Here is a 23,200-nt window from a genome sequence, read left to right as displayed (position 1 = left end):
GCGCACAAACTGCCCTTTATTCAGAATTACACCATCAGTTTTATCATACTGGAAAATTAAAATGTTCTAAAATGGTGCATTTGCATTATTTATAATTTTTTATGGTTGTATTTTGGTGCATTATGCAAAGAGTGGCTATTTCAACTATTTTTATCGCGAGAAAAGACATACAATACGCGCATTCTAGTGGAGCGCAGATTCATGAAGTCCCCCAAAGTCGGTTTCGTTTCTTTAGGTTGTCCTAAGGCATTGGTAGATTCTGAACGAATTTTAACTCAGTTGAAGACTGAGGGTTATGATGTGGCATCAGATTATGATGGTGCCGATTTGGTTGTTGTAAATACCTGTGGTTTTATTGAATCTGCAGTACAAGAATCATTAGATGCCATCGGTGAGGCAATGAATGCCAATGGTCGAGTGATTGTCACTGGCTGTTTGGGCAAAGACGAAGACAAAATTCGCCAAATGCATCCGAATGTTTTAAAAGTAACAGGTGCAGCAGCTTATCAAGAAGTGATGGAAGCTGTACATGAGTATGTTCCTGAACCACCGAAACACAATCCATTTATTGACCTTGTTCCAGAGCAAGGCATTCGCTTAACACCGAAACATTATGCTTACTTGAAAATATCAGAAGGCTGTAATCATCGTTGCACGTTCTGTATTATTCCAAGTATGCGAGGTGACTTAGTATCACGTCCTGTGGGTTCGGTGTTAAATGAAGCGCAAGCACTAAAAAAAGCAGGTGTAAAAGAAGTCTTGGTAATTTCCCAAGATACCTCAGCTTATGGTGTAGACACTAAGTACAAACTCGACTTTTGGAATGGTCAGCCAGTAAAAACCAAATTCTATGACATGTGTGAAGCATTGGGTCAGCTCGGAATTTGGGTGCGTTTACATTATGTCTATCCATATCCTCATGTAGATGCAGTCATTGACCTAATGGCACAAGGTAAAATCTTGCCATATTTAGATATTCCTTTTCAGCATGCCAGTCCACGCATCTTAAAATTGATGAAGCGACCAGCCCACAGTGAAAATACATTAGAACGTCTAAAGTTATGGCGTGAAAAATGCCCTGACTTGGTGATTCGTTCAACTTTCGTGGTTGGTTTCCCTGGAGAAACCGAAGAAGATTTCCAAATGCTATTGGATTGGTTGCAAGAAGCTCAGCTTGACCGTGTAGGTTGCTTTACCTATTCACCTGTTGAAGGTGCAACTGCCAATGATTTGCCAGATCACGTACCTGAAGAAATTAAACAAGAGCGTTATGAACGCTTTATGGAAGTTCAGCAAGCGATTTCTGCGGCTAAGTTGCAAAAGCGTATCGGTCAAACCATGACCGTGTTGGTGGATGGTTTGGAAGAAGAGTTCCCAGTTGCTGTGGCACGTTCTTATGCAGATGCACCAGAGATTGATGGCAATGTTTTTGTTGAAGATATTGACAAATCTTTGATCAAAGCAGGTGACTTACTTGAAGTCGAAATTACTGATGCAGATGAATATGATTTATTTGCTAAGTTGATTCGCATTCAGTCTGCTTAAAAATTTGAAATTTAAAAAATATTAAGTATAGAAATTGGAGTTTTTACGATGTTAGATTCAAAAAAACCACGTTTTGAACGTATTTTGTTGAAATTATCAGGTGAAGCACTTGCTGGCAATAAAGACATGGGAATTGATGCGCAAGTATTAGACCAAATGTCATTGTCAATTGCGCATTTAGTTGGACTAGGTGTGCAAGTGGGTATCGTAGTTGGTGGTGGTAACTTATATCGTGGTAGCCAGTTACAAAAAGACGGCTTAGTAGGTCGTGTAACAGGTGACCAAATGGGGATGTTAGCAACAGTGATGAATGGTTTGGCACTGCGTGATGCGTTGGTGCGCCGTAACATTAAAACCCGTTTAATGTCAGCATTGCCAATCGGTGCGGTGGTAGAAGCTTATTCAAGCCGTGATGCGATTCGTCATTTAACTCAAGGTGAGGTGTGCGTATTCGTTGCGGGTACAGGTAATCCATTCTTTACGACAGATACAGCAGCATGTTTACGTGGTATTGAAATTGAAGCAGATTTGATTTTAAAAGCCACCAAAGTGGATGGCGTATATAATAAAGACCCAAGTAAATATGAAGATGCGGTAAAATATGAAGCACTGACTTTCGATCAAGTGTTGGACGAAAAGTTGGGTGTGATGGATTTAACAGCGATTTGCTTATGCCGTGACCACAATGTGCCATTGCAAGTATTTGATATGAACAAAGCAGGTTCATTGCTTTCAGTTGTGATGGGTGAAAAAGAAGGAACTCACGTTACAAACTAATGTGCGTGAGCCATAAAGCTCTTTATACTACTGCAATTTTAGTTATACAATTTAGATAAATAAGTAAGGAAGATCATATGATTAACGATCTTAAAAAAGATGCTGAAGACCGTATGAACAAGTCACTTGACTCGTTAGACCACGGTTTTGCAAAGGTTCGTACGGGTCGTGCGCATCCATCCATCCTCAATGGTGTAATGGTTCCTTACTATGGTTCTGATGTGCCATTAAACCAAGTGGCAAACATTGGTGTGGAAGACTCTCGTACTTTATTGGTGCAACCGTTTGAACGTTCAATGGTAAATGCAATTGATAAAGCAATTCGTGAATCTGACTTGGGTTTAAACCCAGTCACTGCAGATTCAATTCGTGTGCCGATGGCAGCGTTGACTGAAGAAACGCGTCGTGACATGCAAAAAGTTGCACGTAACGAAGCTGAGAATGCCAAAGTTGCGATCCGTAACATTCGTCGCGATGTTTTGGGCGATATCAAAGCATTATTGAAAGAAAAAGAAATTTCTGAAGATGATGAACGTCGTGCTAATGACGAAATCCAAAAAATCACAGACAAGTATGTTGCTGAAGTAGACAAGCGTTTGGCTGCCAAAGAAGCTGAATTGATGAAGGTCTAAGACTGATAATGACCACATCTGAAGACAACCATCTTCCTAAACATGTTGCCATCATCATGGATGGCAACAATCGTTTTGCAAAAAAGAAACAATTGCAAAAGGGTGATGGACACCGTGAAGGTAAAAATGTTCTCGATCCAATCGTAGAACATTGTCGTAAAGTCGGTGTACAAGCACTGACTGTTTTTGCATTTTCAAGTGAAAATTGGAATCGCCCCCAATATGAAGTGGACTTGTTAATGAAATTGTTAGAAGAAACAATTCATGAGCAAATTCCGCGTATGGAAAAGTTCGAAATTTCTTTACGTTTTATTGGTGATCGCAGTCGGCTTTCGGCTGAACTGAAACAATTAATGTTGCATGCTGAACAAAGGACTGCTAAGTTCAGTCAAATGACTTTAACCATTGCAGTTAGCTATGGTGGGATGTGGGATATTGCCCATACTGCACAGCAAATTGCACAATTGGTAAAAGATGAAAAAATTGATGTGGATCAAATTAACACTGAAATGTTTGGTCAAATGATCAGTCTAGGGGATTTAACACCTGTAGATTTATTGATTCGAACAGGTGGTGATTTTCGTTTATCCAATTTTTTACTTTGGCAGGCTGCTTATGCTGAGCTGTATTTCACTCAAACATTATGGCCTGAATTTACCGTCAAAGAATTAGAATATGCGTTTAATGTTTTTTCTGGTCGTGAACGACGTTTTGGAAAAACCTCTGAACAAATTCAACAAGAGCATATAGAGAACTTATAATGTTAGAGCGGATAATAACCGCATTGGTTTTGGTTGCGGTGGTACTCAGTTGTATGTTTGCAACAACCTCGCAATATCCAATGTTAGTGTTAATGATTATCGCAGCGGGTGCAGCAGGTTATGAGTGGTTTAAACTCATGCCTCATGAAACTGAATCTGTGCGTAAACTCAAAGCAGCAGGCTTTGGTGTATTTACCGCTTTTATTTCTGGTTTAGCTTTATATTTTAGTGATCTTGCTTTGCTGTTGTGGAGCGCATCCATTTTGACATGGTTGTGTAGCCTATTTTGGGTGAAATCTTATCCTGAATATGATGGTTGGTATAATGCGACATTGCATTTAATTGGTTTGGTACTGATTAGTGCTGCTGTGACTGCCATCTTTAAAGTTTGGGAAAGTTCACCTTGGTGGCTGATGTATTTGTTCTTGTTGGTTTGGGGTGCAGACAGTGGTGCTTACTTTGTTGGACGTAAACTCGGTAAGCGCAAGTTAGCACCTGATGTTAGTCCAAATAAATCGATTGAAGGTTTGCTTGGTGGGATTGTGACAGTGGCAATTGTGATTGTCATTGTGCAATACAATTATTTGGCATTAACGCTTCCACAACATATTTTGTTCTTGATTCTGTCTATTGTGACAGTATTTAGTTCTGTGCTTGGTGATTTATTTGAATCGATGATCAAGCGTCGTGCAGGTATTAAAGATTCTGGTCGTATTTTACCAGGTCATGGTGGTGTATTAGACCGAATAGACTCGTTGTTGGCTGCCGCTCCAATTTTTGCAGCAGGAATGTATGTCTTAAAGTTGATAGGTGTAAATTTATAGATGTCTCAATCTATTTGTATTTTGGGTGCTACAGGGTCGATTGGCCAGAGCACTTTAAAAGTTGTAGCAGAACATCCTGAAAAGTATTCAATTTTTGCTGTAACTGGACACAGTCGCATTCAAGAATTGGCGCAGATCTGCAAACAATATCAACCTAAAGTTGTTGTTGTACCCTCAAATAAAGTAGATACCCTACAGCAACTATTTAAATTACATCAAATTGAAAATATTGAAATTCTCACGGATGAAGCAGGGCTGATTCAGGTTGCTGAACATGCGGATGTCGATATTGTCATGGCGGCAATTATTGGTGGTGTAGGCTTATTGCCTACTTTAGCGGCTGTAAAGGCGGGTAAGCGTGTTCTCTTAGCCAATAAAGAAGCGCTAGTAATGTCTGGCGATTTGATGTTGCAGGCAGCAAAACAGCATCAAGCTTTGCTACTTCCTGTTGATTCTGAACATAACGCTATTTTCCAATGTTTGCCACAAAACTATCTACAAATCGAAAGAAATGGTGAGCCGCAGCTTGGGGTGAAACAAGTATTATTGACCGCTTCAGGTGGCCCATTTATTGATCATAGTTTAGAACAACTCAAACATGTAACAGCTGCACAGGCAGTAAAGCATCCGAATTGGTCAATGGGACAAAAAATTTCAGTTGACTCTGCAACCTTAATGAATAAGGGCTTAGAGTTGATTGAAGCGTGTCATTTATTTTCAATTCAAGAACAATTTGTTACAGTTGTAGTTCATCCACAAAGTATCATTCATTCAATGGTTCAATATGTAGATGGTTCAACTTTGGCTCAAATGGGTAATCCAGATATGTGTACCCCGATTGCTCATGCGCTTGCATGGCCTGAGCGGATTACGACACATGTTCCTCCTTTGGATTTATTTGTACATTCACATTTAAATTTTCAACCACCTGATTTGGTGCGTTTTCCTGCTTTAAAATTGGCTCGACAAGCGATGCAAGCAGGCGGTTTAGCACCAGCAGTTTTAAATGCAGCCAATGAAATTGCTGTTGCAGCATTCTTGAATGAAAAAATTCAATTTTTACAAATTGCGCAGGTGGTTGAACATACACTAAATCACGTTCAAAATAGTTCAGCAGAGTCCATTGAAAAGATTTTGCATCATGATCTGGTTGCTCGAAACATTGCAACTGAATACATTGCACAATTGGAAAGCTAAGCTATGAATGTTCTGTTTATCATTGTTGCTGCCATTTTCCTCTTAGGTCCATTGATTGCTATTCATGAATTTGGACACTATTGGGTTGCACGAAAACTTGGTGTTAAGGTTTTGGTGTACTCAATTGGTTTTGGTCCAACACTGTTAAAATGGACATCTAAAAAATCAGGCATTCAATATCAGCTTTCAGCATTACCCCTCGGTGGTTATGTGAAAATGTTGGATGAGCGTGAAGGCAATGTGAGTGCAGAAGATTTACCTTATGCTTTTAATCGCCAGTCACCGTGGAAACGTATCGCGATTGTTGCAGCGGGACCATTGATTAATTTGATCTTTGCTATTTTCTTATTTTGGATTTTATTTTTACCTGCACAAGAACAGTTGAATACCCGTGTAGGTAAAATTTTACCAAATACGCCAGCAGCGACAGTTCAAATGCAGCAAGGTGATAAAATTGTTGCGATTGATGGTACACCAACCTCAACTTGGGAAAAGCTGAATTATGCGCTGGTTGATCGTGTTGGTGAAACAGGTCACATCGAAGTACAAGCAGAGCGTGCAGGTCAAATCAAAACCTTTGAGTTACCGATTCAAGCTTTTTTGAAAGATCAAACTCAATCTCCTTTTGATGTATTAGGCTTTGTACCGTATCGTCCGCATATTCCTGCAACAGTTGATAAATTGAGTGAAGATGGCGCTGCCATTCGCCAAGGTATGAAACAAGGCGATCAGATCATTGCGATTAATCAAGTCAAAATGAAAGATTGGTTTGATGTGGTCGATGTGGTGCAAAAGTCACCTGAAAAACTTTTAAATATTGATGTGTTACGTAATGGTCAAGTGGTGCATTTACAAGTGATGCCACAAGGTCAACGTGACAATATGGGTAAAGTGACAGGTATGTTGGGTGTGCAAGCTCAATCTGGCAAAGTCAATATTCCTGCTGAGTATAAGCAAACCATTCAATATAATCCTGCTGAGGCTTTGCTTGTTGCTGTTGAAAAAACAGGACAGCTTTCTAGCATGATTTTAAATTCGATGGTGAAAATGGTCCGTGGTTTAATTGGTTTGGATAATTTATCTGGCCCAATTACCATTGCCAAAGTTGCGGGTCAAAGTGCTGAAATGGGATGGCAAACCTTCATTTCATTTATGGCACTGATGAGCGTAAGTCTTGGTATTTTAAACTTATTGCCGATTCCAATGTTGGATGGTGGACATTTGGTTTACTATTTTATTGAAGCTTTGCGTGGAAAACCTGTTTCTGAACAAATACAATTGGTTGGCTTGAAAATTGGTATGGTACTGCTTGGAAGTATGATGCTTCTGGCAATATTTAATGATTTTATGCGTTTATAAGACGCAAGAGTGAAAAATTAACTTACTGGAAAATAATAGGCATGCAGCACTCACATTTATTTATGCCATTGGCGCTCGTTAGTGCAATGGCAGCAGTACAACAGGTACATGCAGCAGATGAGTTCATTGCGCGTGACATTCGTGTGGATGGCTTGGTTCGTTTAACTCAAAGTAATGTGCTTGCTTTGCTTCCGATTAATAGTGGTGATCGTGTTAACGATCCTGCCATTGCAGATGCGATTCGTGCATTGTATGCCTCAAATTCTTTTGATGATATTCAAGCAAGTAAAGAAAATGATGTTTTGGTTTTTAAAGTGGTTGAACGTCCAATCATTTCAAAAATCAACTTAAAAGGAAATAAGTTAATTCCTAAAGAAGCTTTAGAAGAAGGCTTGAAAAAAATGGGATTGGCTGAAGGTGAAGTCCTTAAAAAGTCATCTTTACAGACTTTAGAAACTGAGCTTGAACAACAATATTCGCAGCAAGGTCGTTATGACTCGGATATTACGGTTGAATCGGTGGCGCGTCCAAATAACCGTGTTGATCTAAATATCAATTTTAACGAAGGTAAGCCAGCTAAAGTTTTTGATATTAATGTAATCGGTAATACTGTTTTTAAAGACGAAGATATCAAGCGTGCTTTTGCGGTAAAAGAAAGTGGTTGGGCATCGGTCATTACGCGTAATGACCGTTATGCACGTGAAAAAATGTCTGCAAGCTTAGAAGCGTTGCGTGCAATGTATTTAAATAAGGGTTATATCAACTTTGATATTAATAGCTCAAATTTAAATATTAGTGAAGATAAGAAAAATATCTTTATTGAAGTGTCAGTCGATGAAGGTGAACAGTTTAAATTTGGCGAATCTAAGTTTTTAGGTGATGCGCTATATAAACCAGAAGAATTAAAAGCATTACAGATTTATAAAGATGGTACGATCTATTCACAAGAAAAAGTCAATGCTGTAAAACAGTTATTATTACGTAAATATGGTAATGCAGGATATTACTATACGGAAGTCAATGTTGTCCCTGAAATTAATAATGAAACGCATACCGTTGATTTGAATTACTATATTAATCCTGGGCAACAAGTAACAGTACGTCGTATTAACTTCACGGGTAATACAAAAACTGCTGATGAAGTTTTACGCCGTGAAATGCGTCAAATGGAAGGTGCTTTAGCCAGCAATGAAAAAATTGAATTATCTAAAGTTCGTTTAGAGCGTACAGGCTTCTTTAGTAAAGTAGATGTGAAACCAGTACGGGTACCGAACCAACCAGATCAAGTCGATTTAAATATTGAGGTAGAAGAACAACACTCAGGTACCAGTACTTTGGCGGTGGGTTATTCGCAAAATGGTGGTATCACTTTCCAAGCCGGTGTTAGCCAGACTAACTTCTTGGGAACAGGGAATCGTGTTTCTATTGATTTATCGCGTTCTGAAACTCAAGACTATTATAACTTAAGTGTGACTGACCCGTATTTTACAATTGATGGGGTAAGTCGTGGTTATAATATGTATTATCGTAAAACCAAACTCGATGATGACTATAACGTCAATAACTATGTGACTGACAGTTTTGGTGGTGGGATTAACTTTGCTTATCCGATTGACGAAAATCAAAACATTAGTGCTGGTTTGAATATTGATAGTACGAAAGTAACTACAGGTCCTTATGTATCAACTTATGTAAGAGATTACTTATTAGCAAATGGTGGTAAGGTAAAAAATACTTCAAGCTATTGTCCGACAGACAGTGCTGGTAATTCACAACTAGAAGAGATTACAGAAAAAGATCCGACAACAGGCAAAGATATTGTTGTTGGTGTTAAATGTAAAGTGGATGAAGTTGCTTATGATGATAGTTTTGAAGGTAAGTTCTTAACCTATAACTTAAATTTAGGTTGGTCATATAACACCTTGAACCGCCCAATTTTCCCAACCAGTGGTATGTCACATCGTATCAATGCTGAAATTGCATTGCCAGGCAGTGATGTTGAATATCAAAAAGTGGTTTATGATGCACAAGCTTTCTTGCCATTAGGTAAGGATTTTGTATTACGTGGTTACGGTAAGCTGGGTTATGGTAATGACTTACCGTTCTACAAAAACTTCTATGCAGGTGGTTATGGTTCGGTACGTGGTTATGATAACAGTACCTTAGGTCCGAAATATCCAGGTGTAACCTTTAACGAGCGTCAAACCAAAGACTATGACTTTGAGGAAGTTGGTGGGAATGCTTTAGTTCAATTTGGTACAGAACTGGCATTACCATTACCATTTAAAGGGGATTGGACGCGTCAAGTACGTCCTGTTATTTTTGCTGAAGGTGCACAAGTCTTTGATACACAATGTGATGTACCACAAGGTAAGCTTAATTTCGATAAAGATCATACCGGTATTGATGCGCAAAAATACTGTAAAGATAATTTTGGTTTTGAACTCGATAATATGCGTTATAGTGTAGGTGTTGGCTTTACATGGATTACCATGATCGGTCCATTATCACTCAGTTATGCATTCCCATTGAATGATAAACCAGGTGATGAAACCAAAGAAATTCAATTTGAGATTGGTCGAACTTTCTAAGTTCGATCATTTTATCCTTTAAAATTCAAAATATCGTGAAGGTAGAATTATGAAAAAAATAGTATGTGCATTGATTGGTTTAGGTTTTACAGGTTTGGTCAATGCGGCTGGATATGGTGTTGTAGATATCGAAAAAGTAGTGGAAAGCAGCACTTATTTAAAACAACAAAATGTAAGCTTAGAGCAAATGGTTAAACCTGACTCAGCAAAGCTTGAAAAAATTTCTAAAGATATCCAAAGCTTGCAACAACAGGCACAGGCTAAAGGTGCAAATCCTGAACAAATTCAGAAACAGTACCAAGCAAAAGTGACTGAATATCAATCTATTCAACAGTCGGTACAAGCAAAAGTACAAACCACAATTCAAAATACCAACAAGACTTTTGAAACACGTGTTAAGCAAGCTGCTGAACAATTGCGCCAAGAGAACGGTTTAGATATGATTTTGAATAGAAATTCAACTTTAGCTTATGACGCAAAGAATGATTTAACTGCTAAAATGATCCAAAAGGTTAATGCAATTAAGTAATCAATGACATCTCATCAATTTCATCTCGATGAATTAGCTCAACTTGTCCAAGGTGAGCTAATTGGTCAATCTGATCTTGTTCTAATTGGATTATCTAGTCTAGAACAGGCACAATCTCAGCACATTTCTTTTGTGAATGGCGAAAAATATTTGCAAGAAGCACAGGCATCAAAAGCAGGTGCTTTAATTGTCACCGCTGCACTCAAAAAGCAATTGAGTAATCATTATAATTTTATCGTGGTAGATAATCCATATTTGGCTTTTGCCATTTTGACGCATCATTTTGAAGATAAGGTGCTGAAACGTGGTATTGAAGCAACTGCTCAAATTGCAGATTCAGCAATCATTGCTGATAATGCCTATATTGGTCATTATGTAGTGATTGGCGAAAATTGTGTCGTGGGCGATGATACGGTGATTCAATCACATGTGCAGCTTGATAATCACGTTGAAGTTGGAAAAAATTGCTTTATTGATTCACATGTCACGATTACGGGCAAAGCTAAAATTGCCAATCGTGTGCGGATTCATGCCAATACAGTGATCGGCGGTGAAGGTTTTGGATTTGCGCCCTATCAAGGAAAATGGAACAGAATCGTGCAATTGGGTTCTGTACAGATTGGTAATGATGTGCGAATTGGTTCAAATTGTAGTATAGATCGTGGTGCTCTAGATGACACTATTCTGAAAGATGGTGTCATTATTGATAACCTTGTGCAAATCGCACATAACGTGGTGATTGGTGAAAATACAGCGATTGCAGCCAAGTGTGGTATCGCAGGCAGTACTGTTATTGGCAAAAACTGTATTCTTGCAGGGGCATGTGGCATAGTGGGTCACATAAAAATCGCTGATAATGTGACATTAACCGGAATGTCAATGGTCACAGGAAATATTTTGGAAGCTGGAACTTATTCTTCAGGAATGGGGATTTTAGAAAATTCTAAATGGAAACGTACGGTTGTTCGGCTTCGACAATTAGCAGATGTGCCATTGACCAAGATAGTCAAACAGCTAGATCATATGCAAGCTCAAATTGAGCAACTTGAATCAACTTTAAAATCGCGTAAATAATTATGACTGAGTCTAAATCTCTACCTTTTACGGTTCCAGAATTACCCATGCAAACCCAAACGATTCGTGAGTATTTACCACATCGTTATCCGTTTTTGCTTGTTGATCGTGTTACAGAAGTCACGGACAATGGCATTGTTGGCTATAAAAATGTGTCCATCAATGAAGAATTTATGCAAGGTCATTTTCCTGGTTATCCGATTATGCCGGGCGTGTTGATCGTTGAAGCGATGGCACAAATTTCAGGTGTGTTGGGTTTTATTATGAATAATGAAAAACCAAGACCTGGTTCATTGTTTTTGTTTGCTGGTGCTGAGAAAGTGCGTTTCAAAAAACAAGTCGTTCCAGGTGACCAACTTGTGCTAAAATCTGAATTACTTATGCAAAAACGTGGCATTTACAAATATTTATGTACTGCTAGTGTAGACGGCATGGTAGCAGCAACTGCTGAAATTATCATCTCTCATCAGAAATTAGAGCAGGCATGAGTAACAAAGATTTAATTCATTCTACCGCTATCATTGATTCTACTGCGCAGATTGCTGCTGATGTAGAAATTGGACCGTATTGTATTATCGGGCCGAATGTTAGCATTGATTCTGGTACTAAACTTCATTCTCATGTCGTGGTAGGTGGTTTTACGCGCATTGGTAAAGATAACGAAATTTTTCAATTTGCAAGTGTGGGTGAAGTGTGCCAAGACCTTAAGTTTCAAGGTGAAGAAACTTGGTTGGAAGTAGGCGATGCAAATAAAATTCGTGAACACTGTAGCTTGCATCGTGGTACGGTTCAGGATCATGGCTTAACCAAAGTGGGTAGCCATAATTTGCTTATGGTCAATACACATGTTGCACATGACTGCCAAATTGGTGACCACAATATTTTTGCGAATAATGTTGGAATAGCGGGTCATGTCCACATTGGCGATTATGTGATTGTTGGTGGAAACTCAGGTATTCATCAATTTTGTAAGATTGATTCTTATAGCATGATCGGTGGAGCGTCTTTGATTTTAAAAGATGTCCCTGCTTATGTGATGGTATCTGGTAATCCTGCTCACGCCTTTGGAATGAATGTCGAAGGCATGCGCCGTAAAGGTTGGTCTAAAAATGTGATTCAAGGTTTACGTGAAGCATTTAAATTGATTTATAAAGACAATTTAACCACTGAACAAGCGATTGCAAAAATCACAGCAGACATTTTACCTGAAGTCCCAGAAGCACAGCTATTATTAGATTCTTTAATTCAGTCAAAACGTGGTATTGTCCGTTAATATCCTGATTTTAAATTGAATTTTATAGATTTAAAAAAGACATCCAAGCGGATGTCTTTTTATTTGCTTATAAAAAATGATTTACATTAACTTTTCTTCAGATACGTCGCTTCTTCTGAATCAGGAAATGCTGTTAACAGTTTGTTTTTATAAACATTTGCAGTTTGAGGGTTTTTATTTACTTCCATTGCAATACTATATAAGCGATATAAGGCACGTGGTGCTTTAGATGAATTCGCGTATTTTGCAGCAACAACTTCGTAATTCTTTTTAGCTTCTTCATAATTTGGTGGTTCGATAGCTAAGTTGAACTCGGCTAACCAAAAATATGCATTGCCTGTATAAATACCGTTAGGATTATTTTTAATAAAATTTTGCATTGGCTCAATGGCTTTTTTAGCGCCACCTTGTTTATAAGCATCCAAAGCAACAGTATAAGCTGCTTTTTCTAAATCCGTAGTATTACTGGTATTCACGGTTTCTTGAGTGGGAGCTTCGGTTGTACTTTGCGAGTTTGGTGTAGTTGCAATAGGTGTTTGAGTTGGGGTGGACGTGTTTGGATCAGATGGTGTTTGAGTTTCTGGTGTTGCTGTATCAGGATTGCTCTCATCAGTTGCGTCAGCATCGGCATCTAATTTTTGTGTCATTAACTCTAAACGTTGATCTAAATCGGTATAACGGTTTGTCAGTTCTTTGTTAAGTTGTTCAATTGCATTGTCTTGTTCTTCAATCTTGCCACGTAGTTCACGGATTTGATTTTCTAATTGTTGATTTTTTTGCATTAAATCCCAGTTCATATTTCCAGTAATAGGCGTAGGGGAACCAGAAATGTTGCTATTTGGGTCTTGATTACTCAAACCTCTAGATTCAATAGGAATAGCATACAAAGTCGCTGAACTTAAAAGTGCGATTGAAAGGAGCGCATGCTTTTTTAGCATAATGTTAAATCCATAAAAGTAGCTTTATTGCCTGTATTTCTTATTGAGAAATCAGTCATATCATTCGAGAATGGGTTTTATTTAAAACGGCTCGGCGGGGGAATGCAAGCTGCTTTTTCAATGTTCTAGCATTTCTTTTAAAATGTGATTATTTCTGAGTAAATATACAGGAAATAGTGTGATTCTCTTTATTTATACTGCTGTTTTTATTGATGTTGCTGAGGAATTAATCAAACAGTCATAAAAATCCTTAAAAATAGAAATGGCTACTTGCAAGAAATTTAAAAATCTCTATACTTTGATCTTGCAATGGTAGCCCTGCTGGTGGCTTCGCAATTGTACTCTGAGAACCCCGCCAGGACCGGAAGGTAGCAACGGTATCAGAACTATGATGTGCCGAGGTTTTGCTAGTAGGGTTGCCACCAGATTTAAAATTATAATCTTATTTTTCCTTAATTTTATTTTCTATTTCATTTTTATTTTGAATATCTTGTTGATATCATTCATCAAAACCATCTGATTTTTTGTTAATTGCTTTCATAATCGCATCCATTTCAAAGCCTCGATATTGTAAAAATCGGATTTGTTTAGCTTTGATTTTCGGATCTTTACTTACTTCAGTTCCATATTTTTTCACTTTTAATTGATAGGCTTGCTCATACCAATCAATGTCTTGTAAATCCTCATTGACCAATGACTTATCTAAATGTTTCGTACGTAATGCCATTTTGATGCGATTTGGACCTTTACCTTGGCGAATTTGGCTGCGTACAGTCATTTCAGCAACACGTTGATCACTTTGATAATTTTCTTGGGCTAACTCTTCTACCAATGCAATAACCTCATTGCGATCTTCTGCGTATAGACACAGTTTTTCGATCAAATCTACTTTAGAATACTCCTTACGGGTTAATGTCGCAAAAGCATAAGAACGCAAACGAGTGCCTGTTAAGCCTTGCGATTTTTTTTGAGATTCTTGCTCAAAACTTAATGCTTGTTCGTCATTTACGTCATGTTGTCTGATTTCAGGTACAGATTCAGAAGAAAACTGTTGTTTCAGTGCATCATAATTTAGCATTTTAGGAAATTTAGAAGCAGACATGGCAGTAGATGAAGGTAACCTTTAAATGGTGGATTTCTATTTTAATAATTTTGGTTGAGATTCCAAAATTGGCTTGTATGGATTAGCATGCTAAAAACGCCCAAATTTGGGCGTTTAAACTTAGCTTTAGACTTTAGATATTTAACTTAAACATCTAAAAAGTCTGGTTCTTCTTCGTCTTTTTCTTCAACAGGTGCAGCATTCGATGTTGTGAGTAGTTTTTCACGAATCAATTTTTCGATTTCGGCTGCCATTTCTGGATTTTCTTCCATGTGGCGAATGGCATTGTTTTTACCTTGACCGATTTTGTCACCTTGATATGAATACCAAGCACCTGCTTTATGTACGATATCTTGTGCAACAGCAAGATCGACCAACTCACCTAAATGGTTAACACCTTTACCATACATGATTTGGAAAACTGCTTCACGGAACGGAGGAGCCATTTTATTCTTAACAACTTTAACACGTGTTTCAGAGCCAACGATTTCATCGCCTTCCTTAACTTGACCAATACGGCGAATATCAAGACGCACAGAGGCATAGAATTTTAAAGCATTACCACCTGTAGTGGTTTCAGGGCTACCAAACATCACACCAATTTTCATACGAATTTGGTTAATGAAGATCACCATACAGTTTGAACGTTTGGCATTACCTGTGATTTTACGCAATGCTTGGCTCATCAATCGAGCTTGTAGACCCATGTGCGAGTCGCCCATTTCACCTTCAATTTCAGCTTTTGGTGTTAAGGCTGCAACAGAGTCGACTACGATCATATCGATCGCACCTGAACGAACGAGCATATCGGCAATTTCAAGTGCTTGCTCACCATTATCTGGTTGAGAAACCAATAAATTATCAATATCTACGCCAAGTTTACGTGCATATTGAGGATCGAGTGCATGCTCAGCATCAATAAAGGCACAAGTTCCACCTGCTTTTTGGCATTGTGCAATCGCTTGTAAAGTCATGGTGGTTTTACCTGAAGATTCAGGACCATAAATCTCAACAATACGACCTTTAGGTAAACCACCGATACCCAATGCGATATCCAGTGTTAAAGAACCTGTAGAAACTGACTCTACTGCTTGTACAGTATTGTCACCTAAACGCATCACTGTATTTTTACCAAATTGTTTTTCAATTTGACTTAATGCAGCATTCAGCGCTTTACTTTTGTTATCATCCATCTTGAAACCTCAAAACAATATAAATTCACTATTCGCTAAAGTGGATGTCTTTAAATTTGATCTTCGTCCACAACAGCAATAGTGACAGAAAAATAATTCCTGATCTACATTAAACTGCGCTATTACGACATAATATGTCGCATTTGCAATCTTTAATTTTATTCATCATGATATGACCAATTTTGGTCATAACCTGCATCGTTTTCTTGTCTAAATTTACTGATTTCTCGACGGTCTTTCTTACTTGGTCGATGTTCAGGTCGTGCAAGATTATGCAATTTTCTTTGGGTTGAAATCAATTCTCGTTTCGCAATACTGACTTCAGTTTCTTCATATAATAGCTGGGCAGCAGGCGCACCACCACGCACATTTGACAAGGCTTTAACTACTACCGTCTTGCGGTCAAACCCTTGTTGTATCGTCAGTTCCATACCGATACGAATTTCTTTCGAAACTTTAATGCGTTCACCATCATGATGAACTTTACCACCTTCAATGGCTGCTTTAGCAATCGATCGAGTTTTAAAGAAACGTGCAGCCCAAAGCCATTTGTCAGCACGGACTGTGTCATTTTCTTGGGCGTTTTGATCTTTTTGATTTTTAGGCTGTTTTGACATCGACATCCTTAATTTGATATTGCGCCAAGATTGGCAATAACTCTGTTAAATGTTGAATCGCTGGATAATGTAACTCTAATGGATTACGTGCAGCTTTTAAACTAGAAGGCTGCGTAATGGTGATTAGATTTGCAATCCCAAAACGTTTCGCACCTTCAAGTACAGGTGCTGTGTCATCAATCATAAATGCGTGTTGCGGATCGAAAGGGTGTTTTTGTTGTAAAATTTGCCAAAATTCTACAAACTCTTTGGAATATCCGATTTCTTGACTGCTGACAATAACTTCAAAATAAGGTGCAAGATCGACATTTTCAAGTTTTAACTTTAAACCTGCGCTGTCTGCATTGGTGAGTAGCCAACAACGATAACCTTGTGCTTTTAAGTTTTCTAATAGTTCAATACAGCCTATGCGTGGCTGGATTTTATCTTGAAAATCATATTGTAATCTTAAAACATCAACACCGACTTTTTCACTCCAATATTGCGATGAATACCAAAGAATCGTATGTTTATGCTCTTGATAAAATTCAAATAAAGTACTTTTACTTTGTTCTAATGAACATTGATGGGTTTGAGCATGACGTTCAGGTAGTTTTTCATTCCAAATAAAGTCATCAAATGCTAAATCAAGAAGTGTTCCATCCATATCAAACATCAGGATAGGTTGCATATTTAACTACCTTTAAGTATTTTCAAAGTACAATGTATTTGTACTTTTTATTTGTTAATTATTGAATTTTAAATAATAAATCAAGTTATAAGATCTTGATGTATTTTCAAAGTTCAACAAGTTTTTCAGCTTTTTAAATAAAATGTGTACATATTTTTAAAAATCAATAGATGGTCACAAGTATAGCCATAAATTTCCGAAAAATCCTTATATTGATCCAGAAGTCTGTGGTGCAATTAAAAACACAACTGTCCTAAGAAAGACCTGTAAAATAACAGCGATTCATTGTATTAAAGCGCAGGATTTCGCTATATTGCTTATATTGAAACTATAAAATTTTATAGAAAATATGCAAAAGTCTAAAAAAACAGTGGTGATTGGTTTTGTTGGTTCTACGCTAGATCAAGGTAAAAAAGAAGAGCGTTGGCAGCGTTGGCGTCCGACCATGAGCTTGCTGATGCATGAAGATTTATTGGTGGATGAGTTGGTGCTTTTGCATGACCGCCGAAGTAGTAGTTTAATTGAACATTTAAAACAAGACGCTGCTCAAATTTCACCATCGACTCAGATCACAGGTCAGCAGGTCAATATTCGAGATCCGTGGGATTTTTCCGATATGTATGGGGCATTGTATGATTTTGTGAAGTCTTATACTTTTGATACAGAAAAGAATAATTATTATCTACATATCACTACAGGCACGCATGTGGCACAAATTTGTTGGTATTTATTAATCGATGCGCACTATTTACCTGCAAAACTGATTCAAAGTTCACCCACAGGCAAGCAACAGCCTGAAGGAGAATATCGCATCATTGATTTGGATTTATCTCGTTATGCCGCATTAACACAACGTTTTGAAAATGAACAGTCTGCCAATTGGCAGCAACTCAAAGCCAATATTGCCACGAAAAATAAAGATTTTAATTTACTGATTCAGGAAGTTGAATTGGTTGCAACACGTTCCAAAGCACCTATTTTAATTATGGGCGCAACAGGTGTCGGAAAATCACATTTAGCCAAACAAATTTATCAACTGAAAAAAGAAAAATTTCATTTAGAAGGGCGTTTTATTGATGTGAACTGCGCAACATTGTGTGGTGATGGTGCAATGTCGGCTCTTTTTGGACACATCAAAGGTTCATTTACAGGTGCAGCCAATGCCCGAACAGGTTATTTAAAAAGTGCTGATGGTGGAATTTTATTTTTAGATGAAATTGGTGAGTTGGGTTTAGATGAACAGGCGATGTTGCTCAAAGCCTTAGAAGATAAATCTTTTTTTCCTATGGGTTCTGATAAAGAAGTTCAGGCAGATTTTCAACTGATCGCAGGGACGAATAAAGATTTGCGTACAGAGGTACAAGTAGGACGTTTTCGGGAAGATTTGTGGGCACGTTTAAATACATGGACATTTTTCTTGCCTGATTTAAAGCATCGTCGTGAAGATATTGCGCCAAATATTGAGTTTGAATTACAACGTTTTGCCACGCAACAACAGCGTCTGTTACGTTTTCATAGTGATGCTTTGGAAAAATATTTAAAATTTGCCCAATCAAATGAAGCGACTTGGCAGGGAAATTTTCGTGATTTAACTGCAAGTGTAACAAGAATGGCGACTTTGGCGAATGGTGAGCGCATTGGTTTAAATGAAGTTGAGGCGGAAATTCAACGCTTACAGAAAATTTGGCATGTTCAAAACGCAGCATCTACAACTTCAATTTTAGATGGAATTTTGTCAGCTCAACAACAGGCAGAACTGGATGAGTTTGATCGGATTCAACTTGAAGGTGTGATTCATGTGTGTAAACAATCAAAATCAATGGCAGATGCGGGCAGGCGTTTATTTGCCATTTCCCGTGAACAACGCCAATCAACCAATGATTCAGATCGGGTGAAAAAGTATTTAGCCAAGTTTGGTTTAACGTGGGCGGATATCGCCTAATCGCGTGGTAAGTTCGACATTGCTTGAGCTAAATTATCTTGTTGACGGTCTTTGAGGCGTTTAATCACGGCATCAAAATCTGTTGCTTCACGATTTTGACTGAGTTTTGATTGTGCTTGTATGCGTGTGATTTGAATTTCAAATACTACTAAATCCTCAAGTAAATGAATAATATAATCTTTTGGTGCATCGGACATTTTCCATGCCTGCTCTGCATTGGTTTTTTGTTCTTGTATTTTGGTCAGCATGCCCACTGCGGCAAGTTTAGATTTTTGATCATCATAGAATTTTAATGTGCCATTTATATGTACCGCTTGATAATTCCATGTTGGTACTTTTTTATGGTCAACCCATTTACTCGGATAATCATTGGCAGAAATATAAGCATCTTCACCTTTGAATATTACAAGTACATTTTGATTCTCAGTAATCAAAGCATACATTTCATTGGCCTTGGCAATATGACCGAGCAATATGTGTTCAGACTTAAAAAGTAAAGGAATATGATTGGCAATCAAACCTTGATTGGTTTGCGTAACGATTGTTGCCAATGGATAATCTTGAACAAGACGTTGAATTTCTTCAGGTCGGGTTTCTTGGAATTCAGGTGCAATGAACATATAACTTCACTTTTAACATGATGATTGTGAATTTTTTATTTAAATATTTCCCCAAGTAAAAACTTGAGGAAATATGATTCTAAAATAATTACTTAAGCTCTAGATTAACATAACTACTCTGTTAGTCTAGAGCCTAAAACTTTACACAAGATTGAAAAATCCAGAAGAGTACAATAGGGCTATTCAACCTTCAAAAAACGTGAAATTGCGAGATTTAATTGCTTTAAATATCCTGTAAAAAAATGATTCGCACCAGGTAAAACGGTAATTAGATGTTTTTGTAGTGTAGCCCAAATCAGCAGGTCAGAAAGTCGAGTAATTTCATCTTTTTCACCATGAATAAATAAAATATCACCTTGTAAGTGTGGTGTTTTATATTCACGGATACCACGTACTCTAGCAGTGGGTAAACCACATAAAATCATTTGTTTTGGTTTGTGTTGTGGGGGAAGCTGAACATTGCATTTTGCTAAAACATGTGCTCCAAAACTAAAACCACCAGCATAAAAATTAAGTTCAGGATGTAAACGATAGAGATGCTGAATCACAGCTAAAATATCATCAGTTTCACCAAAACCATCATCATGTGTACCTTCAGTTTGTCCTAAACCGCGAAAAAAAGGACGATAAACAATACAGCCATTCTGATTAAAAATTTGTGTGAGTAAGGTAGGAACTTTATGTAAAGGAGTGCCACCTTGCAAAGGATGAGGATGGCAAACAATTGCAAAAGCTTTTATCTCTCCTTCAGGATAATTAACCAAAATATCAATGTTGCCCGCTTGACCTTGGATTAACATATGTTCAAACATAAACTTTGGATATTGCTCAAAATGATTTATTTTAACGATTATTGAGGGCTAAAAACACGATTCGCATAAAATCAGTGCAACTGTTATATTATGAAGATCATTTTTGATCTGGAAACTTTATGCTTGCTCTAATTTCTCCTGCAAAAACATTGGATTATGAAACAGATTTGCCAACTGATCAGCACACAATGCCAAGACTGTTGGATGCTTCAGAACAATTGATCACAGTGTGTCAGGCCTTATCTGCAACTGAAATTGCAAGTTTAATGAACGTCAGTGAAAAAATTGCCAGTTTAAATGTTGCGCGTTTTCGTGATTGGACAACTGATTTTAACTTTTCTAATGCACGCCAAGCCATTTTCGCTTTTAAAGGTGATGTCTATACAGGTTTAGATGCTTATCATCTAACTATAAAAAATATTGAATATTCACAAAAACATTTACGTATGTTGTCTGGGCTCTATGGTTTGTTAAGACCTTTGGATTTGATGATGCCTTACCGTTTGGAAATGGGAACAAAGCTTAAAAATTCAGCGGGAAATAATTTATATGAGTTTTGGGGAGATAAAATTACCGATTTGATTAATCAAGATTTACAACATGCAGGTACTAAAATTTTAGTAAATCTTGCATCAGATGAATATTATAAAGCAGTTAAAGAAAATAAAATTGAAGCAGAGATTATCAAACCTGTTTTTCTTGATCAAAAAAATGGTCAGTATAAAGTGATTAGTTTTTATGCAAAAAAAGCACGGGGTTTGATGGCACGATTTATGATTGAAAATCAGATTGAAACAATTGAGGCTTTAAAAGCTTTTAACACGGATGGTTATTATTTTGATGCCGAAAGCTCACTAAAAGGTGAACTAGTGTTTAAGCGAGATGAGCAAGCCGCTTAAGGATTTTAGATTGTAAGAGGAGTGTGTCTAATGCAAAATGATCAAGAGCAATTTCAGCAGTATTGGACACAATTTTCTGAGCGAGTAAATTTCACAACTGCGCAATCATCATTATTCTCGATACTTAATTATGCTTATTCACATAATTATTATCATACACATCAACATATTGTGGAATGCTTAAATCTCTTTCATCAAATTAAAGATCAACTGCATGATCCAATAGCCGTTGAGTTAGCCATTTGGTTTCATGATGTGATTTATAATCCACAAGCCTCAGATAATGAAGAACAAAGTGCCAAAATAATGCTTAAACATTGTATGGGTATTTTAAAAAAAGCTGAACTTGAAAAAGTCGCTAAATGGATTATTGCGACTAAAAAACATCTGCCAACCAAAGTACATGATTTAAAATATTTATTGGATATTGATCTTGCTATCTTAGGCGCTTCACCACAACGCTTTACCGAGTATGAAAAGCAAATCCAACAAGAATATGCTTGGGTAAAACCTGATATTTATCAAGTGAAAAGGGCGGAAATTTTGACACAGTTTTATCAACAACAGCCATTATTTCAGACTGAATATTTTCAACAAAGATTTGAAGAGAACGCAAAAAGAAATTTGTTAGCAGCCTTAAGTTAAATGTTGCTAAATAAAATATAATTTAAAATCAATGATTATTATTCTACATGTATTTCAAAACATCTTATTGATTTGAAAATTAATTTTTTGATCTGAATGAGGTATTCAATTTAACTCATAAATTTTTTCTAAATGATCAAATTGATTCAAAACATTTAAGGAAATTTTTTCTCCAGTTGCCCATGTAGCTTTATTGGTTTCTAAATTAACATCAATGATGTCAATTTCTCTGCATAAAGTACGGTCACTTTCTAAAGTGATAAATAAAGGAGAGTGTGGTTTTAAGCATTTTGCGATGTAGCGTTGAGTATCGTTATGATGATAAGTATCAATAATTTTATATCGCATGATTTTCCCAAACGTGATTGAAACATCTAAGACCACTTTAGAATTAAAATTAAATTTTATCAATTGTTAAATATGTCAAAATATCAAATTAAAGTGATAGCTTTGTCATAATTTATGACATTTTTGAATGCTCTTTTTACGATTTTAAATACCAAACTGACGAATGAGCCAAAGAAAACCATTTCAACTTTTTATCAAATAAAACTGGAATAATCTAGAAAGTTTAAATTGGGCAAATAGTATTTTATTAAACATTATATTTTTAAGTTATTGAAATAAAATAATAAATATATTTTAAAAATGCTGATTATCGGGAAGTTAAGATTTAAGGTTGTTGTAGTTACTAAAAGTTGTTAAGTTGAATAGGATAATAAAAATACAGATAGGAGCTTAAAATGGGCATGGGGCTGAAAAAATATGGTCAAAATTCTCAATGTTGCTTGCTCGGGATTTTGCTAAGTTGTGTATGTTCTAGCGCTTTCTCGATTTCACCCATTAAAGATGAGGTGCTGGCAACGGATGTTGATTATGTAGGAACAATTACGCCTGTAGTGATTACAGCAGTAAAGCGGGATGTGCAGAACTCTATAGAGCATCAAAATGAAACCAATCACCAATTGGCAGATCAGCAGTCTAATGCTATTAAAAAAGATCATTTGGCTTATGTGGTATTAAATGATTATGAACAACAGCGTCAAGAAGCGCACTTTCCACAGAATTTAGTGCAGAAAAAACCATTTATCCCAAATAAAGCAAAAGTAACAGAATATGGAATCAGTGTGCTTGGAAATACGATAACGGTGCATGGTGAAGACAAAATCACCATTTACACGAGTCCAGAGGCACACTAAT

At 37.0% G+C, this 23,200-nt stretch carries 24 protein-coding genes and 1 other RNA gene; 17 read left to right on the top strand and 8 right to left on the bottom strand.

What is annotated here, in order from left to right:
* Nucleotides 1–201 precede the first annotated feature (201 nt).
* The 12 genes from rimO (at nucleotide 202) to lpxA (ending at nucleotide 12,562) form a co-directional block, all read left to right on the top strand.
* A complete protein-coding gene (gene rimO, locus HUS24_RS05965; protein ID WP_173911156.1) occupies nucleotides 202–1,545 on the top strand; it encodes a 30S ribosomal protein S12 methylthiotransferase RimO in 1,344 nt (447 codons plus the stop codon).
* A gap of 48 nt (nucleotides 1,546–1,593) precedes the next feature.
* Nucleotides 1,594–2,322, top strand: coding sequence for a UMP kinase (pyrH, locus tag HUS24_RS05960; RefSeq protein WP_173911155.1), 729 nt, complete (start codon nucleotides 1,594–1,596; stop codon nucleotides 2,320–2,322).
* A gap of 77 nt (nucleotides 2,323–2,399) precedes the next feature.
* A complete protein-coding gene (frr, locus tag HUS24_RS05955) occupies nucleotides 2,400–2,954 on the top strand; it encodes a ribosome recycling factor (RefSeq protein WP_173911154.1) in 555 nt (184 codons plus the stop codon).
* An 8-nt stretch (nucleotides 2,955–2,962) separates the two neighbouring features.
* Nucleotides 2,963–3,715 (top strand): polyprenyl diphosphate synthase, encoded by a 753-nt coding sequence (gene uppS, locus HUS24_RS05950; protein ID WP_173911153.1) that lies wholly within the window; start codon nucleotides 2,963–2,965, stop codon nucleotides 3,713–3,715.
* Nucleotides 3,715–4,539: a phosphatidate cytidylyltransferase gene (locus HUS24_RS05945; RefSeq protein ID WP_173911152.1), complete on the top strand. Its 825-nt coding sequence runs from the start codon at nucleotides 3,715–3,717 to the stop codon at nucleotides 4,537–4,539. Before uppS ends, HUS24_RS05945 begins: the two co-directional genes overlap by 1 nt.
* Nucleotides 4,540–5,736 carry a 1-deoxy-D-xylulose-5-phosphate reductoisomerase gene (ispC, locus tag HUS24_RS05940; RefSeq protein WP_173911151.1) on the top strand — a complete coding sequence of 399 codons (1,197 nt, stop codon included), beginning with the start codon at nucleotides 4,540–4,542 and terminating at the stop codon, nucleotides 5,734–5,736.
* Between the two features lie 3 nt (nucleotides 5,737–5,739).
* A complete protein-coding gene (gene rseP, locus HUS24_RS05935; RefSeq protein ID WP_173911150.1) occupies nucleotides 5,740–7,095 on the top strand; it encodes an RIP metalloprotease RseP in 1,356 nt (451 codons plus the stop codon).
* 41 nt (nucleotides 7,096–7,136) lie between these two features.
* Nucleotides 7,137–9,686: an outer membrane protein assembly factor BamA gene (bamA, locus tag HUS24_RS05930; RefSeq protein ID WP_173911149.1), complete on the top strand. Its 2,550-nt coding sequence runs from the start codon at nucleotides 7,137–7,139 to the stop codon at nucleotides 9,684–9,686.
* A gap of 49 nt (nucleotides 9,687–9,735) precedes the next feature.
* Nucleotides 9,736–10,215 (top strand): OmpH family outer membrane protein, encoded by a 480-nt coding sequence (locus HUS24_RS05925; RefSeq protein ID WP_173911148.1) that lies wholly within the window; start codon nucleotides 9,736–9,738, stop codon nucleotides 10,213–10,215.
* 3 nt (nucleotides 10,216–10,218) lie between these two features.
* Nucleotides 10,219–11,289, top strand: a complete 1,071-nt coding sequence (lpxD, locus tag HUS24_RS05920) for a UDP-3-O-(3-hydroxymyristoyl)glucosamine N-acyltransferase (RefSeq protein ID WP_173911147.1) — start codon at nucleotides 10,219–10,221, stop codon at nucleotides 11,287–11,289.
* Nucleotides 11,290–11,291: 2 nt separating this feature from the next.
* Nucleotides 11,292–11,777 carry a 3-hydroxyacyl-ACP dehydratase FabZ gene (fabZ, locus tag HUS24_RS05915; RefSeq protein WP_173911146.1) on the top strand — a complete coding sequence of 162 codons (486 nt, stop codon included), beginning with the start codon at nucleotides 11,292–11,294 and terminating at the stop codon, nucleotides 11,775–11,777.
* Nucleotides 11,774–12,562, top strand: coding sequence for an acyl-ACP--UDP-N-acetylglucosamine O-acyltransferase (lpxA, locus tag HUS24_RS05910; RefSeq protein WP_173911145.1), 789 nt, complete (start codon nucleotides 11,774–11,776; stop codon nucleotides 12,560–12,562). The genes fabZ and lpxA overlap by 4 nt, the downstream gene beginning before the upstream one ends.
* A gap of 86 nt (nucleotides 12,563–12,648) precedes the next feature.
* Here lpxA and HUS24_RS05905 read toward each other — a convergent pair whose 3' ends face one another.
* The gene (locus HUS24_RS05905; RefSeq protein ID WP_173911408.1) at nucleotides 12,649–13,503 is read right to left on the bottom strand and encodes a YbgF trimerization domain-containing protein; all 855 of its coding nucleotides are present in this window, start codon (nucleotides 13,501–13,503) and stop codon (nucleotides 12,649–12,651) included.
* Nucleotides 13,504–13,819: 316 nt separating this feature from the next.
* Between HUS24_RS05905 and ffs the strand changes: the two genes are divergently transcribed.
* An RNA gene (ffs, locus tag HUS24_RS05900) (signal recognition particle sRNA small type) lies at nucleotides 13,820–13,916 on the top strand.
* Nucleotides 13,917–13,999: 83 nt separating this feature from the next.
* Here the strand turns inward: ffs and HUS24_RS05895 are convergent.
* The 4 genes from HUS24_RS05895 to HUS24_RS05880 all read right to left on the bottom strand — a co-directional run bounded on the left by HUS24_RS05895 (nucleotide 14,000) and on the right by HUS24_RS05880 (nucleotide 17,082).
* Nucleotides 14,000–14,602, bottom strand: a complete 603-nt coding sequence (locus tag HUS24_RS05895) for a regulatory protein RecX (protein WP_173911144.1) — start codon at nucleotides 14,600–14,602, stop codon at nucleotides 14,000–14,002.
* A 146-nt stretch (nucleotides 14,603–14,748) separates the two neighbouring features.
* Nucleotides 14,749–15,795: a recombinase RecA gene (gene recA / locus HUS24_RS05890; protein WP_171531739.1), complete on the bottom strand. Its 1,047-nt coding sequence runs from the start codon at nucleotides 15,793–15,795 to the stop codon at nucleotides 14,749–14,751.
* 158 nt (nucleotides 15,796–15,953) lie between these two features.
* Complete coding sequence (locus HUS24_RS05885; RefSeq protein WP_173911143.1) at nucleotides 15,954–16,412, bottom strand: RNA-binding S4 domain-containing protein; 459 nt, start codon at nucleotides 16,410–16,412, stop codon at nucleotides 15,954–15,956.
* Entirely contained in the window at nucleotides 16,396–17,082 is a 687-nt protein-coding gene (locus HUS24_RS05880) for an HAD-IA family hydrolase (RefSeq protein WP_173911142.1), read from the bottom strand. Before HUS24_RS05880 ends, HUS24_RS05885 begins: the two co-directional genes overlap by 17 nt.
* A 349-nt stretch (nucleotides 17,083–17,431) precedes the next feature.
* On the opposite strand from HUS24_RS05880, the gene rtcR reads away from it, so the two are divergent.
* Nucleotides 17,432–19,024 carry an RNA repair transcriptional activator RtcR gene (gene rtcR, locus HUS24_RS05875; protein ID WP_173911141.1) on the top strand — a complete coding sequence of 531 codons (1,593 nt, stop codon included), beginning with the start codon at nucleotides 17,432–17,434 and terminating at the stop codon, nucleotides 19,022–19,024.
* On the opposite strand, the gene HUS24_RS05870 is transcribed toward rtcR, so the two are convergent.
* On the bottom strand, nucleotides 19,021–19,644 hold the full coding sequence (locus HUS24_RS05870) for an FMN-binding negative transcriptional regulator (protein ID WP_173911140.1): 624 nt from the start codon (nucleotides 19,642–19,644) through the stop codon (nucleotides 19,021–19,023). The genes rtcR and HUS24_RS05870 overlap by 4 nt on opposite strands.
* A gap of 179 nt (nucleotides 19,645–19,823) precedes the next feature.
* The gene (locus tag HUS24_RS05865; protein WP_173911139.1) at nucleotides 19,824–20,456 is read right to left on the bottom strand and encodes an alpha/beta hydrolase; all 633 of its coding nucleotides are present in this window, start codon (nucleotides 20,454–20,456) and stop codon (nucleotides 19,824–19,826) included.
* 119 nt (nucleotides 20,457–20,575) lie between these two features.
* Between HUS24_RS05865 and yaaA the strand changes: the two genes are divergently transcribed.
* Together yaaA and HUS24_RS05855 are read left to right on the top strand one after the other, a co-directional pair.
* The gene (gene yaaA / locus HUS24_RS05860) at nucleotides 20,576–21,355 is read left to right on the top strand and encodes a peroxide stress protein YaaA (RefSeq protein ID WP_173911138.1); all 780 of its coding nucleotides are present in this window, start codon (nucleotides 20,576–20,578) and stop codon (nucleotides 21,353–21,355) included.
* Between the two features lie 30 nt (nucleotides 21,356–21,385).
* A complete protein-coding gene (locus HUS24_RS05855) occupies nucleotides 21,386–22,000 on the top strand; it encodes a metal-dependent hydrolase (RefSeq protein WP_173911137.1) in 615 nt (204 codons plus the stop codon).
* A gap of 105 nt (nucleotides 22,001–22,105) precedes the next feature.
* On the opposite strand, the gene HUS24_RS05850 is transcribed toward HUS24_RS05855, so the two are convergent.
* The gene (locus HUS24_RS05850) at nucleotides 22,106–22,348 is read right to left on the bottom strand and encodes a hypothetical protein (RefSeq protein WP_173911136.1); all 243 of its coding nucleotides are present in this window, start codon (nucleotides 22,346–22,348) and stop codon (nucleotides 22,106–22,108) included.
* A 401-nt stretch (nucleotides 22,349–22,749) separates the two neighbouring features.
* Here HUS24_RS05850 and HUS24_RS05845 point away from each other — a divergent pair, with 401 nt between their 5' ends.
* The gene (locus HUS24_RS05845; RefSeq protein ID WP_173911135.1) at nucleotides 22,750–23,199 is read left to right on the top strand and encodes a hypothetical protein; all 450 of its coding nucleotides are present in this window, start codon (nucleotides 22,750–22,752) and stop codon (nucleotides 23,197–23,199) included.
* The last annotated feature ends 1 nt before the right edge of the window (nucleotide 23,200 follow it).

It is taken from the genome of Acinetobacter sp. Marseille-Q1618 (assembly GCF_902809855.1).
In the GTDB taxonomy this organism is placed as follows: Bacteria; Pseudomonadota; Gammaproteobacteria; order Pseudomonadales; family Moraxellaceae; genus Acinetobacter.
The sequence above is the reverse complement of the archived record's forward strand: the minus strand, read 5'-3'. Positions and strand labels throughout refer to the sequence as shown.